Origin of the sequence: Actinopolyspora lacussalsi (genome assembly GCA_030803735.1) — a bacterium.
In the GTDB taxonomy this organism is placed as follows: domain Bacteria; phylum Actinomycetota; class Actinomycetes; order Mycobacteriales; family Pseudonocardiaceae; genus Actinopolyspora; species Actinopolyspora lacussalsi.
On sequence record JAURUC010000001.1, the window covers coordinates 1,549,643 to 1,563,587 of the forward strand.

At 66.7% G+C, this 13,945-nt stretch carries 8 protein-coding genes and 1 pseudogene; 1 reads left to right on the forward strand and 8 read right to left on the reverse strand.

The window, feature by feature from the left end:
* Nucleotides 1-673: 673 nt before the first annotated feature.
* The 3 genes from J2S53_RS06730 to J2S53_RS06740 form a co-directional block, all read right to left on the reverse strand.
* Nucleotides 674-3,634, reverse strand: a complete 2,961-nt coding sequence (locus tag J2S53_RS06730; protein WP_456240270.1) for a glycosyl hydrolase — start codon at nucleotides 3,632-3,634, stop codon at nucleotides 674-676.
* Nucleotides 3,631-6,846, reverse strand: coding sequence for a family 78 glycoside hydrolase catalytic domain (locus J2S53_RS06735; protein WP_456240271.1), 3,216 nt, complete (start codon nucleotides 6,844-6,846; stop codon nucleotides 3,631-3,633). Before J2S53_RS06735 ends, J2S53_RS06730 begins: the two co-directional genes overlap by 4 nt.
* A gap of 1,182 nt (nucleotides 6,847-8,028) precedes the next feature.
* Nucleotides 8,029-8,295, reverse strand: coding sequence for a DUF6480 family protein (locus J2S53_RS06740; protein WP_456240272.1), 267 nt, complete (start codon nucleotides 8,293-8,295; stop codon nucleotides 8,029-8,031).
* Between the two features lie 795 nt (nucleotides 8,296-9,090).
* Between J2S53_RS06740 and J2S53_RS06745 the strand changes: the two genes are divergently transcribed.
* Nucleotides 9,091-9,339, forward strand: coding sequence for a hypothetical protein (locus J2S53_RS06745; protein WP_456240273.1), 249 nt, complete (start codon nucleotides 9,091-9,093; stop codon nucleotides 9,337-9,339).
* A 118-nt stretch (nucleotides 9,340-9,457) separates the two neighbouring features.
* Here the strand turns inward: J2S53_RS06745 and J2S53_RS06750 are convergent, their stop codons facing one another.
* The 5 genes and pseudogenes from J2S53_RS06750 to J2S53_RS06770 all read right to left on the reverse strand — a co-directional run bounded on the left by J2S53_RS06750 (nucleotide 9,458) and on the right by J2S53_RS06770 (nucleotide 13,788).
* Complete coding sequence (locus J2S53_RS06750; protein ID WP_456240274.1) at nucleotides 9,458-9,724, reverse strand: antitoxin; 267 nt, start codon at nucleotides 9,722-9,724, stop codon at nucleotides 9,458-9,460.
* A 153-nt stretch (nucleotides 9,725-9,877) separates the two neighbouring features.
* Nucleotides 9,878-10,012 (reverse strand): annotated as a pseudogene (locus J2S53_RS06755) (IS5/IS1182 family transposase); the annotation flags it as partial.
* Nucleotides 10,013-10,160: 148 nt separating this feature from the next.
* Nucleotides 10,161-10,964 carry an SDR family oxidoreductase gene (locus J2S53_RS06760; RefSeq protein ID WP_456242722.1) on the reverse strand — a complete coding sequence of 268 codons (804 nt, stop codon included), beginning with the start codon at nucleotides 10,962-10,964 and terminating at the stop codon, nucleotides 10,161-10,163.
* Nucleotides 10,965-11,376: 412 nt separating this feature from the next.
* Nucleotides 11,377-12,441: a sulfite oxidase gene (locus J2S53_RS06765; RefSeq protein ID WP_456240275.1), complete on the reverse strand. Its 1,065-nt coding sequence runs from the start codon at nucleotides 12,439-12,441 to the stop codon at nucleotides 11,377-11,379.
* Nucleotides 12,442-12,810: 369 nt separating this feature from the next.
* Nucleotides 12,811-13,788: a TIGR03557 family F420-dependent LLM class oxidoreductase gene (locus tag J2S53_RS06770; RefSeq protein ID WP_456240276.1), complete on the reverse strand. Its 978-nt coding sequence runs from the start codon at nucleotides 13,786-13,788 to the stop codon at nucleotides 12,811-12,813.
* Nucleotides 13,789-13,945: the final 157 nt, after the last annotated feature.

Below are 13,945 nucleotides of genomic sequence, written 5' to 3' on the forward strand. Positions count from 1 at the left end.
TCGACAAAACACGATCGGGACGGTTGATCCTCCACCAACGAACGCAGCACGGTTCGCACGTTGCCAACCACGTCCCCAGCGTCGGAAGCCGACGTGTCTACTCGGCCGGGCCGATGATCGCGACGGTTACCAGAACGGGGATGTCCGGTGACTGTCACGGATCTTGCCGAGTAAGCCGAATATTGACCTGCGATCATCGAGGAAGCACAGGTGCGGGCACCATCCAGACCGGCACCGGGGTTACCCTGGCTGATCGAAACCTCCAGCAGAAGTAGCCTCGCACCGAGGTCGTCACGGGGGTGCGGTACATCGAGTCCGAGAATTCGATAATCTCGCCGCCACATTCCGGGTATGGCAGCGGGTTGTCGATATATTCAGCAAGAAGTGCTGCCAGTCGACCGGGAAGTCGACGACGAGAGCCGGTTGCCGTCGGCGTCATTCGCGGAGGCACAAATACCTATAACGAGTTCGTTCCGCTCTGCCTGCTCGCTGGTCTCGCCCACCGGAGTGATTCCTTGTTAAGCGAGGTGACACCACCCTTCCCGTGCGGACAATAGTCGAACGCGAGGACTACCTCGTCCTCGCGTTCGACTCCGGCGTAGGCAGGGTGAGCAAACGCATCCGATCGATCCGGAAACCGCGCGACCCGTCGTCGCGCACGCGGCCATGACGGCTACATCAGGCGGGCCTGGCCGTACGGGACGAGGCGAACCGGACCGGCGAGGCCGTAACGGGAACGGTCGACCACGCCGTACACGTCCGGACGGAAGACGCGCATTCGGTTGATCAGCGTCGACGCCGTCTCGATCTCGATCGTGTTGCGCCCCTCCCGCAGGAAACCGCCCACGTCGACGACCGCGGTCTGCTGATCGGCGGGCGGCAGCTCGTTTCCGTTCACCGAGACGCGGAACGTGTCGGTGACCTCCCCGAGACGCAGGTACGCGCCGTGCCCACCCGTCCAGGCGGGTCCGAGATGCACCGTGGCCGAATACCGCCCCACTCCGGACACGTCCGCCAGACCGGGCAGTTCCGTCCACGGCACCGGGGAATCGAGTGCCCTCTCGTGCCTGCGGATGTCCGTCTCGGTCGGTGAGGCACCTGGGCGCCAGTCCTCGACGGTCAACGTCCAGTCCGTGAGGGGCATCTCGTCCGGCACCGAGGCGATCCGCGTCGACACGGTCCGGCCGTTCGCCAACGTCGAGCGGTACGTCCCGCCCGACGCGGCGCGCACCACCACCCGATCGTCGATCTCCTTCACCGCGTCCGCCTCGGTGGACCGCACGCCGCGTCCCGCCGCGACACCGTCACCGAGCCAGTTCGGTCGGGCCAGCACGATCACGGTGGCGGCGCCGGGTTCGAGGCGCACCCGCGACCGGACGGCGCCGCGTTCGGCCTCGTGGACCAAAGCCCGCTCGACGCTGCCGTTCCACAGGTCGAGACGATACGGAATCACCGGCCACACGGTGGTGGCGAAGGTGACGTCGTGATCCACCGCCTCGTCCTCGGAACCGTTGACGAAGTAGTAGTACTCGGCGTCGTCCTCGTGGCGTCGGGCGTGCAGCAGTGGAGAGGACTCGGCGTAGCGCACGTCCGGCCGCAGACCCAGCGCCGCCACCCCGTCCGCGATCCCCGCACGGCTGTCGACACGACGCACCGAGGGCTGCGCGAGCAACCGCGCCATGACCTCGGAGAGTTCCTCGTTCTCACCGGGTTCGGGAATCCCGGGAACCGTGGGCGAGTCCCAACCACCGACCGCGAGGATCGGCAGGCCCTCGCGGGCGAACTGGAGCAACCGCCGCGCCGTGGCCAGCGGCATCGTCTCCACCTTCCCGTTGAAGGCGTCGCCCTCGAACACGAGCATCTTGTACCCGGGGCCGTCCGGTGCCAGCCTGCCGTCCGCCACTCGCGCCGACGGAAGTTCGAGCAGGCGCGGGCTGAGGAACTGGTGCGTCCAGCCGCGAGGAATGCCCTCGGGGGTGAACCAGGCCGCGCCGAAGCCGGTGCCCGCGTAGCCCTTCTGGCGGAGGAAGGCGACGTCGACCCGCGACGTCCCCGTCTGCAGCACGAACTGCGAACGTGCCATGAATCCCGCGATGTCGGGGGCGTGGCGCCAGATCGGGTGCCGTGGTCCCCACGACTCGCTGTAGCCGACACCGCCGTCGTAGGGGGTGAACGCGGCGAAGCCGGGCCAGCGGGCTCCCGGCGCGTTGGCGTAGGAGAACCCGTGCAGCACCGCCTGGTTGACGCCCGCGGCGTATTCCCGGGAAACCGTGCGCACGACGTGGTCCCACGTGGTGCTGTACGAGCCGCCGTAGACGGCGGCGGCCTCGCTGGAGAGTAGCTTGTTGCCGCCCATGTCGCGGCCACCCGCCAGCGAGCGGAAGTCGTCGAGGTTGTTGAACCCCAACGACTCGCCCTCCGGCGTGTCCACGACGGCGGCACTCGCCAACGCGTCGGTCTCCAGACCGTACGGCTGGATGCGCAGTTCGAGCCCGAGCCCGTGCAGCCATTCCCGCAGCGGGCGCAGGTGGTGTTCGATGTAGAGCTCGGAGCGGACGTCGTTGAGATCGTCGGACACCCGACGGTCGGTCACGCCGTCGTAGGAGAACACGCCGTCCTCGTGCATCCGCAGCACGACCGGCAGATACGGCCGCAGGTCGTATCCCTTGCGCCGCCGGAACTCGTCGAGCATCGCCGGAGTCCACAGCGTCGCCTCGGTTTCCAGCTCGATCGAGTCCTCGAACATCGCCCCGCCGGTGCGCCGGATCAGTTCCCGGATGCGCGGATTGAGGATCTCCCCTTCCCAGAAATCGATCACGGCATGCGTGCCCGCCGCGCTGAAGTGGTCGACGACATAGGACGCCGGCTCGGTGTGCGGGCCGCCTTCCGGGCGCTGCCCCGAGCCGCGCAGCCAGGTGGCGATGATCAGCCAGGTGCCGTCGTCCGGGGGTGTGAACCCGACGCGGCCGTCGCGCACGGAGTCCATGAGGTCGGTGACGCTCGCCGGGTCCAACCGGTACGGCTTCTCCATCGCGGCGCCGTCGGCGAGCCGGGCTGCCTGCACCGTGTGCAGCCGATGTTCGGTGACACCAGAGGCGGGCTCGACCGCCGGGCCGGGCACCTCACCCTCGTAGCTGCCACCGTCGACCTTCACGAGCCCGTGCGCCAACTCGCTCACGGCTGCCGTGCTCTGCGGCGTCACGGTCGGCAGCGCGGCGGGCCACGACGGTCCGATCGTGATGTCGACGGTCACGTCGCGCTCGGCCGCCCTGCCCAGCGCCGCCTCCACCGCCGCGACCCACGGTCGGGTTCCCCAACCGTGCTCGGCCGGGTCCAACGGCTCCTCGACACTGTGGTGCACGTCCGCGATCTCGACACCGCCGAACCCGGCGTCGGCGATCCGATCGATCTCCCGCGCGATCTCCGTCGGGTCGACCAGGCCGTGCGGCCACCACCAGCGGAACCTGCCCTGCACCGAACGGGGCGGGACGGCGAACCCCTCGGCGAAGGCCCCCGCGTGGGGCCCCTGCGCGGCGGCCGCCTTGCCGCCCCCAGAAAGGCTCCACGGCAGGGCGGCCGCGACGCCCGCCCCGGCCGTCGCCGCGAGAATGGTTCGTCTGGATACCTCGTTCATCGGTGACCTCCACCCTGGTGCAGTTGTGAGCTGAAGCCGTAGTTACCCGGTCCGACCGAGTAGACGGCGCAGCCATCCGTATAGGACTCGAACTTCACTTCCTTGGAAGCACGGACATGACGACCGTTGAGCCACACCGCCTGCGGACGGATCGTCGGAACGTGGATCTCACCGACCGAGTTGGCCGGGATGACGACGTCGAGCTCGAAATCCCGACTTCCCTGGCTTTTCAGGCGCCAGGAGCTGCTGATCCGGCCACGCGGACCGTCGTAGTGCCCCTCGACGTGAGTCAGCGGGTGCTCCTCGGTGCCGACCAGCCGAGGCTTGACGACGGCCTTCCCGTAGGCGACGGAGCCGGATGCGCGCCGGATGCCGGCCAAGCCCGTGCTGAACCACTCGTCGATCTGCAGCAGGATCATGTGGTTCAGCGACGAACTGTTCTCCGGGGCGTGCCAGTGCTCCGGAACGGTGGTCATGCCGTGAGGGTTCATCTCACTGGACCGCAGGAAGGCCCCGTAGCTCGGTCTGGTGGTCTCGTGCAGCACGTCCCAGACCACGTCGGCGCGCCCACCGTCGGTCAGCGCGCGGAAAGTGGGACCCAGCGAGATCGTTCCGCCGCTGAGGTGCGGTCCCCCACCGGACGGGTGGTAGGCGTGGATCCGCCGGACCAGGTCGTCGAGAACGTGCTTCTCCTGCCCGTCCGGGACCAGCCCCGCGTCCAGCGCCAGCGCGTCGTCGGCCTGGGTGCCGACCGTGCCACCGTTGCCCTCGTTGGTGTAGGCCCGGAGCGTGTCGTTGAAGAAGCGGGCGTTGAACTCGGCCTTGATGTCCGCGGCGAGGTCGCTGTAGCGCCGCGCGTCGGCGCTCTTGCCGAGCGCGTCGGCCATCCGCGCCAGCTTGTCGGTCATCCGGTAGTAGGCGTAGGTGCCCGTCAGCAACTTGGGAGTGCGGTCGTCCGCGGCCACCCAGTCACCCAGCCCGCCACGGACCAGGTTCGTACCGCCGTCCGCACCGGCCTGAACCGTGCGGACGAAATCGTGGTACCCGACCATGTCCGGGTAGTACTCGGCCATCGTGGCGGTGTCACCGTGGTGCTGCCACAGCCACCACGGCAAGACGATCACCGAACTGCCCCAGTTGATGTCGTCGCGGTAGCCACCGCCGAACACCGGGAACTCCGGGACGTGTGCGGGAACCATACCCGCGTTGGGTCCCGAGGCGAGCTGGGCTTCGCGCATCACCCGCTGCATGTGCGGCAGATAGGCCGACATCTCGAAGTTGCGGTCGATGGCCTGGATCGAGTGCAGCACGTCGGCCAACCAGCCCAGTTTCTCCCGATTGGGGCAGTCGGTGAAGATCGACTGCGTGTTGCTGGCGATCGAGTAGGTGCTCATCCGGTGGATGCGGTTGACCATGTCGCTGGAGGTGGACACGTCGCCGGAGACGTCCATCGAAGCGCGGATCGGCAGCGCGGTCAGCATCCCGGTCGTCGCCCGGTGGCCCGAGGGAAGTCCGGTGACCTGGACGTACTGGAAGCCGTGGTACACGAACTGCGGCCGCCACTTCTCGCCCTGCGATGCACCAGCGGTGGTGTAGGTGTCGTAGATGTGCTCGTCGCTGCCCATGCTGGACGCGTCGACGGTGCCGTCGTCGTTCAGCGACTCGGCGGGCCGCATCTTGATTACGGTTCCCGCCGGGACCGAGGTGTCGACCCGGAGTTCGAACAGTGCGGAGAAGTTCTGTCCGAAGTCGAACACCCAGGTTCCGGGTTTCGGCTCGGTGACGGCCACCGGAGCGACGGTGTCGACGATCCTGACCGGATCGCCCTGCCGCCAGGCGAGATCGGTCGCCAGGTTGGGCGGCGGGGCGATGCCCGCGGCGATCCAGCCGAGCGGTTCCCCGTTCCTGCGTGTGGCCGCGGCCGACAGGTCGGCGCCCGGCTCGTCCCAACCGGGCTGTTCGCGGCGCGCGTCGTAGTCGGTGCCCGCGTACCAGTTGTCGGTGACCGACGGGCCGAGCGCCGTGCGCCACTGCCGGTCGGTGACGACCGTGTCGGTGGATCCGTCCGTGTAGCCGACTTCCAGACGCGCCAGCAACCGCGGAGTGATCGCGGTACGGGTCTCGTTGGCGGTGCCGGAGTGGGTGACGGTGCCACCCGCATCGTGTTCATGAGCGAGGGGCTCGGTGAAACCTATGCCGCTGCCGTCCGCACCGGCGGTGCCCACCTTCGTGATGACACGGCTTTCGAGAAGGGTGCCGCCGTTGCCGGTGTCGATGTTCACCGTGGCCCCGACGTCGAAACCGTCGACATCGGCCACCTTGATGCTCGTGTCACCGGCTCCGGTCGCCGCGGCGAGCGTCGTCGGCTGCACGATCTCACTGGTGAATTTGTTGTAGGCCTCGGTTCGCCCCACGGCCGGATTGGTGACCTCGACGGCGTTGAAGATGCCGTTGCCGAGCTGGACGCCGAGGACGTTCGGCCCGCTTTCCAGCAGCTCGGTGACGTCGTAGGTTCCCACCTCGACCGACCGCTGCGGGTTGGAGTCGCCGGGCAGGTGTACCGCGTCGGTGACACGCCTGCCGTTCAGCGTGACGTCATAGGCACCGAGACCGGCCAGGTAGAGCCGTGCCCGGTCCACGGTCCTGCCGCCGTCGACCGTGAAACCACGGGCGAAGACGGGCAGTGGATCGGTGTTCTCGCGGCCGGGATGTTCGATCCAACTGGCGGGTGACCAGTCGGACCGGTCCAGCAGCCCGAGCTCCCACCTGGACGGAGCGCTCCACTCCGAGACCGTGCCCTGGGCGTCGGTGACCCGCACCTGCCAGACGACCTGCTGCCGCGCGCCGAGGGGCTTACCGGCATAGGCGACTCCGGTCGAAGTGCCGGACCGCACCCATCCGGTGTCCCACAGATCCGGCTCGGGCAGCTTCGCCGTGCTGCTCGCGGCCCGGATCCGGTAAGCGTGCTGGGTTCCCCGTTCCAGCCGCCAGGCGAGCAGCGGCGTGCGGTTGTCCACACCCAGCGGGTGGTCGAACCGTCCCGCGACCGACAAGCCGCCCAACGAGCCCCTGTCCGCGGCAGTGGCCGCCGCGGCTTCGGCACCGAGAGCAACCGTTGTGCCGCTGATAGCCAGACCCGCGGCACCGGCGGCCGTGGCCTGGAGAAATCTCCTGCGGGACACACCGTCCGATTCGGACGACATCTCAGCCATGAGCAGTATTTCCTTCTCGCTCGTCACTTCTTACGAATCATCTCGGGAGACGGCCCTCATCGCGAACTTCGGGCCGAACAGGAGGAATTGAAACGTCCAAATACGACCCGCATCGCCACCACCTCGAAAAATTCGGACCATCGCAGCCACCATGCAGACCGCACGCAGCACGGCCGATCAGGGATTTCGCAACAAAAGAAACCAGAGGAACCACACCGGACGGCGGGTTACCATTGGGCCTCAAAAACTGTTTCGACGGAAAATCTAATCCCGGTCAAATGCGCACACCCGCACAACCTTCTACGCAATACAGGAATAATAAGCACAGCGTTCCGAACCCGAGTGAACACATGTGGATACGGGACCGCGTATCTTCCCGGCCATCAGGTCATCGAACAGCCGGAAAGATCTGGTCCGGTGCTTTTTCCCCGCCCGTGTGGCCGGCGGCGAGTTGCCGGACAAGCGCCGGGCCGCGACTTATCCCTGTCGACGCCCGGTGAAGGTGTTCTCGGCAACCGACAGACCGAGGAACGGGACGGGCCCCTGACAGGTCACCGAGACTCCGTTGGCCTTCGACTCCACCGTGGAGTCGAAGGCCCCCTCGTACCGAGCCGCCCGCCACGCACGAGGAGCCCGAGCACAGCGACGCCCCCTTCCCGAAGTACTTGAAGACGTCATCGAGCTCGAGAGCCGCTTCGGTTGCCACCGGTGCTGACATCGGACCCTCCCTTTATGAAACGTTTCACGGACTATGACAGCGATCACCCCTAGAGGCAAGACCTTAGTTCGATAAAGTATCGAAATACCTGGCAAAAAGGGTTTCTTTAGTGCTCTCGGCCTCAGACGATGCTGTGCCGACTGTTATGACGTTTCATTACCGAGTGTCCTGACAACAACGCGCATCGATAGCGGCAACGGCCGTTCGAGCAACGTGTGAGCCGTTGAACACCCCTTGACCTGAGCTCGTACCCGTGCCGCCACCCTGGCCGCACAGTCCTACCGCGCTCCGGTTCGGCGGAGCTGGCAGTCCTTCGAGTACTCGCCACGGTAAGTAGCGCGCCTGCCTCCACACGCGGTTCTACCCGCCCCACCAAGTCCTCGACCAGGTATCTCGCCACAGTGGCTGCTCATGGTCCTCGTCGGCGTGGTCGCCGGTGGGGACGCGAAAACGGCCGGACACGCTCAGAACAACCCCAGCAGATGCCCGGCCACGAAACCCGCGACCGCCAGCACCACGACGGCGATGGCGACGAGAGTCACCACAGGCGTCCAACGGGTCGGGCCCTTTTCCTGGTGTGACAAACCCGAAAGCCCTCCCTCCGCCGGAGGTGTGTCTCCCGGAGGCACCCCGCCACCGGAGTCGAGAGCGGGGGTGGAGTCCGGATCGGGACCGGGAGTCGAATCCGGCTCACGACCGAGGTTCGGATCGTCAGGCGTGGACGAGGTCATCGGTTCCTTCTTCCCGAGAACGCACCACCACGCCCCGGGCAGTTCCGCCGAACGTGATGCTCGTGCTCTTCGAGCTCCAGGGTGAGGGCTCACCGAGCAGCGTGCATCACTCGTGCGGGACAGGTCGCCCAAAAAGGCACCGACCACGTGAACGACCTCGGGCAGCTCCGCGACCACCGGCCCGATCACGACGCATCGTTCCTGATCGACCCGGTGGATCGATCTCCAACCTCGGCTACACTGCTCACTCCTTCGAGACCGCGCTCGGGGCTCGACCGTTTTCGCCCCTGTGCCAATGGCCAGCGAGCAGAGCGGCACTAATCGTGGTGAAGGGCTTCTCCGGAGGAGAAAGCCAAGCCGCTTCGACACACTTCCGAAACAGGCACGCGGAGATGCGAGCACCGAGATCGGGGAATGCCCTCTCGGCTGCGCGGGCCGGAGACCGGCGGCCTCCGCTCGACGCGGTGCTAGAAGGTCGTCACGGACTTCCACGCCGGTTCCCGGCTCCCAGGAATAACTGGTCCGGCGGGAAGTCAGGCAACTTTGGTCGGGTAATGGGTCCAAGTGCGGTTGGGTGGAGCTCACTAGTGACGAGGAGCCGGCCGAGCGGGGTGTTCGGGCGCGTGTCTACGACGAACGGACAGTGACCCACCAGGCCGTCGGACAGGTCGAACTCGTTGACGCGGTAGTGCTCGCGGACGTGCTTCGTGGGCGAATAGGCCGTGCTCCGTGCTGTGGTGGGAGCCTGCGGCAAATGGGTTCTCGATCGGTGACGGTGGACCGTGGTTCGCGGCGATGTCGCCGCCTCAGCGGCCCGAATCCAGTTCGGAGTGGCGACTTCGAGCACCGCTGTCCTGGGCCCACCACTACGGCGATCGGGCACAGCAGACCGGCGTGCTCGCCTATGACGCCGATCCCCCGACGATTGGCAGTGCCCCGGACGACGCACTGCTCAGCGACACGGGAATCGAGATCGACCAGACATGCGAGGCTTATCCGGATCCGTCCGCCGGTTGGCGAGAGGCCCCGTGTCTCGACACGTGATGGCCTCGGATGGAAGCGAGGGCCGGGGAGGGTTCAGGGCCTCGACTTCGCCTTCGGTCTCGTCCGAATTCGCACAGGTGTGACGAGGTAAAACTCCCCGGCCCTTCCGCGAAACCCGTTACTGGCGGGACTGGCCACCTTGCGACTGGTCGCCGCTCTGATCGGATCCCTGCTGACCGGGGCTTTGCCGACCCTCTTGATCGCTCTGGGACTGCGGGTCCTGCTTGTCGACGAAGTTCCGGGCCTGCTCAGTCCCCTTGCTGATCTTGTCGTGGTACTTGCCGCCGGTCTTCTGGTCGGCGAAGGTCGACGCCTTGTCGATCCCCTGCTTGACCTTGTCCGGGCTCTTACCGACGAGTCCCTTCAGCTTGTCCATCATGCTCATGTCGGCCTCTCCTTCGCCGAGTCGGTACACGGGCCGTTCAACGGCCCTAGGACGTGCCGTCGCCTTACCCTGATCAAGGACCGGTCAAACTCGCCGCCCCTTGCTCACCCATGAGCAGTCGCGATTAAGTCTCGCCGTGTCAACGAGTTACGGAGGCCCGGTGTTCCCACCGGACGGCCAGTCGATCCGGTCGGCGGCGCGCGGCTCGGCCAGCAGCACTTCGTGGAGCTGGTCGAAGACCCCGACCTCCTACCAGTCCCGTACCCGTCCCCTGCCGCACGCCCACCCCTCGGCATTGCTGGACGAGACGTCAACGGCAGAACTCCGCAGCCTGCTGACCGAGCTCATCCCTCGCGTACCCACCCTGCCGAACGCATCCGGTACTCGGTCACACTGCTCCGCCGGCGATCGGCACCCGAAACGGTGCCGGTGCGGCTCAGCCGGGGTGGGTTTCCCCTCCGACGGGCGAGAGCACCTCGCCGGTGTAATAGCTGGAGAGCCGATCGGAGGCGAAGAAAACGTAGGACGGCGCGATCTCGTCGGGGTCGGCTTTTCGCCCCATCGGCGTCTGTTCCCCGAACCCCTCGACCTTCTCCGCGGGAATCGTCGCGGGGATCAAGGGCGTCCACACCGGCCCCGGAGCCACACAGTTCACTCGGATTCCGCTGCTGGTCAACGATTGGGCCAACGATTTGGTCAGGATGTGCACGGCACCCTTGCTCGCCGAGTAGTCCATGAGAGCTTTGTTGCCGCGCAGTCCGTTGACCGAGCCCGTGTTGATCACAGCCCCACCGTTCGGGAGATGGGCGAGCGCCGCACGGATCAGCCAGAAGGGAGCGTAGACGTTGACCTTGAAAGTGCGATCGAACTGTGCGGTGTCGATGGTGGTGAAGTCCTCCCGATACGACTGGACCCCGGCATGGTTGACCAGCACGTCCAACCCGCCGAGATCATCCACCGTTCGCCCCGGCAACTCCGCGCAGTAGGTTTCCTCGGCGATATCGCCCTTGTACAGGACGCACCGGCGCTGTTGCGCACGCACCAGACCTGCCGTGTGCTCGGCGTCGTCGTCCTCGAGATCGGCGAGGTAGGCGATCGCGACATCGGCGCCTTCCTTGGCGAATGCCACCGACACCGCACGACCGATCCCCGAATCCCCGCCGACGATCAGGGCACGCTTACCGTCGAGCAGCCCATTACCCCGGTAATGTCGCATCTCGTCACGAGGTGTCGGCCGCATCTCATCGGTGCGGCCCGGCGGTTGCTGCTGTTGTGCGGGGACACTCTCCGGCTGCTCCACCGCTACCTCCCGGCACTGTTGAACCGTCTCGTGAACAGGTATTTCCCGCTGTCGGAACCGTGAAACCACGACGGAAAGACGGTTTCGCCACCGCTCCGCCTGCCAGCGGCCCGGACGCCGTTTTTCGGCGCGAGTGCTCGATCAGGGGCGAGTGCCCCTCCCGGAAAGCGTTTCGCGAGTACGGACGAACCACATCGCGCCGCTCCGACTCCCTCCCCCGTGGCCCCCTGACCGTTGGCCGTTTTGGAGATCACCGGGCACTTTGAGCGCGTGGAACCGTCGAGCGAACCGTGGGCACGAATTCGCCGGCGGTATGCCACGTGCTTTTCCGGCGGAGGTGGAATGTCCCGGTTCACCGCCGGACGCACAGCCATCTGTGGGCCCAGGCATTGTTCATATAACCCTTGGGGTTCCAGAGCTGGATGGGAGCTTCCGGCTGCACGGTGGCACTGGTGTCCCAGGCACGGGCACTGATCGGGACCTGTCCGGGTGGCAGATCGAGCGTCAGATGCCAGTGACGCCATGCCCAGGGGGAAGCCTGTTTCTCCATTGTCGCCTGAGTCCAGTTCCGGCCTTCGTCTGTGGAGACGTCCACCCTGGCGAGCCCGTGGGCCTCTCCCGCCAGGGCGTAGCCGCGAATCGTTTTCGGCCCCGCGCGGGGAATCTCGTCCTCGGACGGGACGAGGACATCGGAATTGACCGCGAGCGGACCCAGCGAAAAACCCATCTCGTGCCCGGGAATGCCCGGATCGGCTTCGGCAGGAAGCAGTCGGTATGCGGTGGTTTGGAAGAAATTGTCCGAAGGACGCGGCATCACGGTGATGCGATCCACCCACTTGACGCTGCGGGCACCGATGTAACCAGGCACCACCACCCGAAGCGGAGCGCCGTGCACGGCGGGCAGTGGCTCTCCGTTCATCTCCCAGACCAGCAACACTTCATCCCCGTGCGCCTTGGACATCGGCACCGACCCGCCGAAACGCTGCGGTGGCGACGCGATATGCGAAACGTCGCGTGCCTCGAACTCGACGTGTTCGGCGTGGGCCGTCGGCCCGGCGGCGGCCAGTACGTCCCGGAGTCGTACGCCTGTCCACGTGGCGGTGGAGACCGCACCGGCTCCCCACGGGAGTTCGCCCGGGATGTCGCGCACCCGCATCAGCCCATCGCGTCGGTTACCCGCGCACTGGATGGTGGCCACCGTCTCGCGCACGGGAAAACGTGAGCGAAGCTCGGACAACGAGAGTTCCAGCGAGTGCTCCACCTCGCCCCGCACCCGCAAGCGCCATTCCCGAGGCTCGGTTTCCGGGATCGGACCGTGATTGCGCACGAAGAACGTGCTGGTGTCGGTAACGATGCTCGCCGCGAGCGCCGCACGCGGTGGTTCTACGTTGAACGGTTCCACCGCGTGTACGATCATGTCTTCACGTTTTCCCCAGAGCATTCACGATCACCTCTTCCCGTGTGCACCGCGAGCCGCCGAGCGCGGCGTGCCGGGTGTGAGAAGCCGAGGACGGCGTCCCTCTACCTTGCGGGGCCGAGCCGACCGGGGTGAGTGCCGTGCCGCCAAAAGGGAAACGTTGTGCGCGGGGAGGAACTCGTGCGCGGGCACCGGGAAGCACGAGATGCACAGGCACCGGGAAGCACGAGCCCGGGCCTGCCCGCGCTTCGGGAACAGAAGGCACGACGGGGACGAACACGCACACCACCGGGTGTGGCACGGGCGAGCGAGTCCACTGGCCGCCACGGCCGCGTTCCGGCCGAGTCCGCTCTTTCGCTCCGGGAACCGTCAACGCCCCGCGGCTCGTAGCGCGGGCAGCAGCTCTTCCCTGGCGAAGGCGAAAAAGCCCGCCGGATCGTTGTCCATCCCGATCTGCACCAGCGCCACATCGGTAAACCCCGCCTGCCGGAAGGACGAAACCGCCTCCACGATCGGCCCCACTTCCGGGCCGCACGGGATCGCCGAGGCCACGTCCTCGGGACGGACGTACTTGGTCGCCGCGGCGAACGAATCCGGCACGGGCAGCTCGGAATTAACCTTCCAACCACCGGCGAACCAGCTGAACTGCTCGTGCGCCCGCTCCACTGCCGCATCCCGATCCGGGCCCCAGCAGATCGGCAACTGCCCGATCTTGCGGTCGCCGGTCGTGTCCGAGGCACGATCCCAGTCCTCACACAGCCCCGACTCAGGAGTAACCGCGATCATGGCATCGGAGGCCGCGGCGAACCGACGCACCGATTGTGGCCCCGACACAGCCGTGCCGATGGGCACCTTCCGCTCGGGCAGGTCCCAGAGCTTGGCCGAGTCCACCCGGTAATGATGTCCGACGTAGTCCACGCTGCCGCCCTCGAACAACGCGGAAATGATCCCCACGGCCTCGGAAAGCATCTCGTGCCGCACGTTCACCGGCGGCCAGCCGTGACCGATCACGTGCTCGTTGAGATTCTCACCCGCACCGACGCCGAGCAGAAAGCGATCCCGGGACAGCAGACCGAGCGTCGCCGCCTTCTGCGCCACCACCGCCGGGTGATAACGCATGATCGGAGCCGTCACATAGGTCATCAACTCGATGCCACTGGTCACCTGAGCCACCGCCCCCAGCACACTCCACGCGTACGGGGCGTGACCTTGCGGACGCAACCAGGGGAAGTAGTGGTCGCTCATCACCGCGAAGTCGAACCCGGTACGTTCGGCCGAGGCCGCGTGCTCGACGAGGGAACGTGGTCCGGACTGCTCGGTCAGGAGCGTGTACCCGATACCCGTCATTTCGTCACCCCCGAGCCGAACGCACGAGCGCGGGACGAGATCCGCGTCCCGGTTTCGGGGCTCCCCGAGATCGATATCGTGCGGCGGCCCGCGGCAGGACTCCTTCGCCGGCGGGTAGTGCACGGTTTTCGGCAACCGTGTCGCGTTCTTCGGGAGC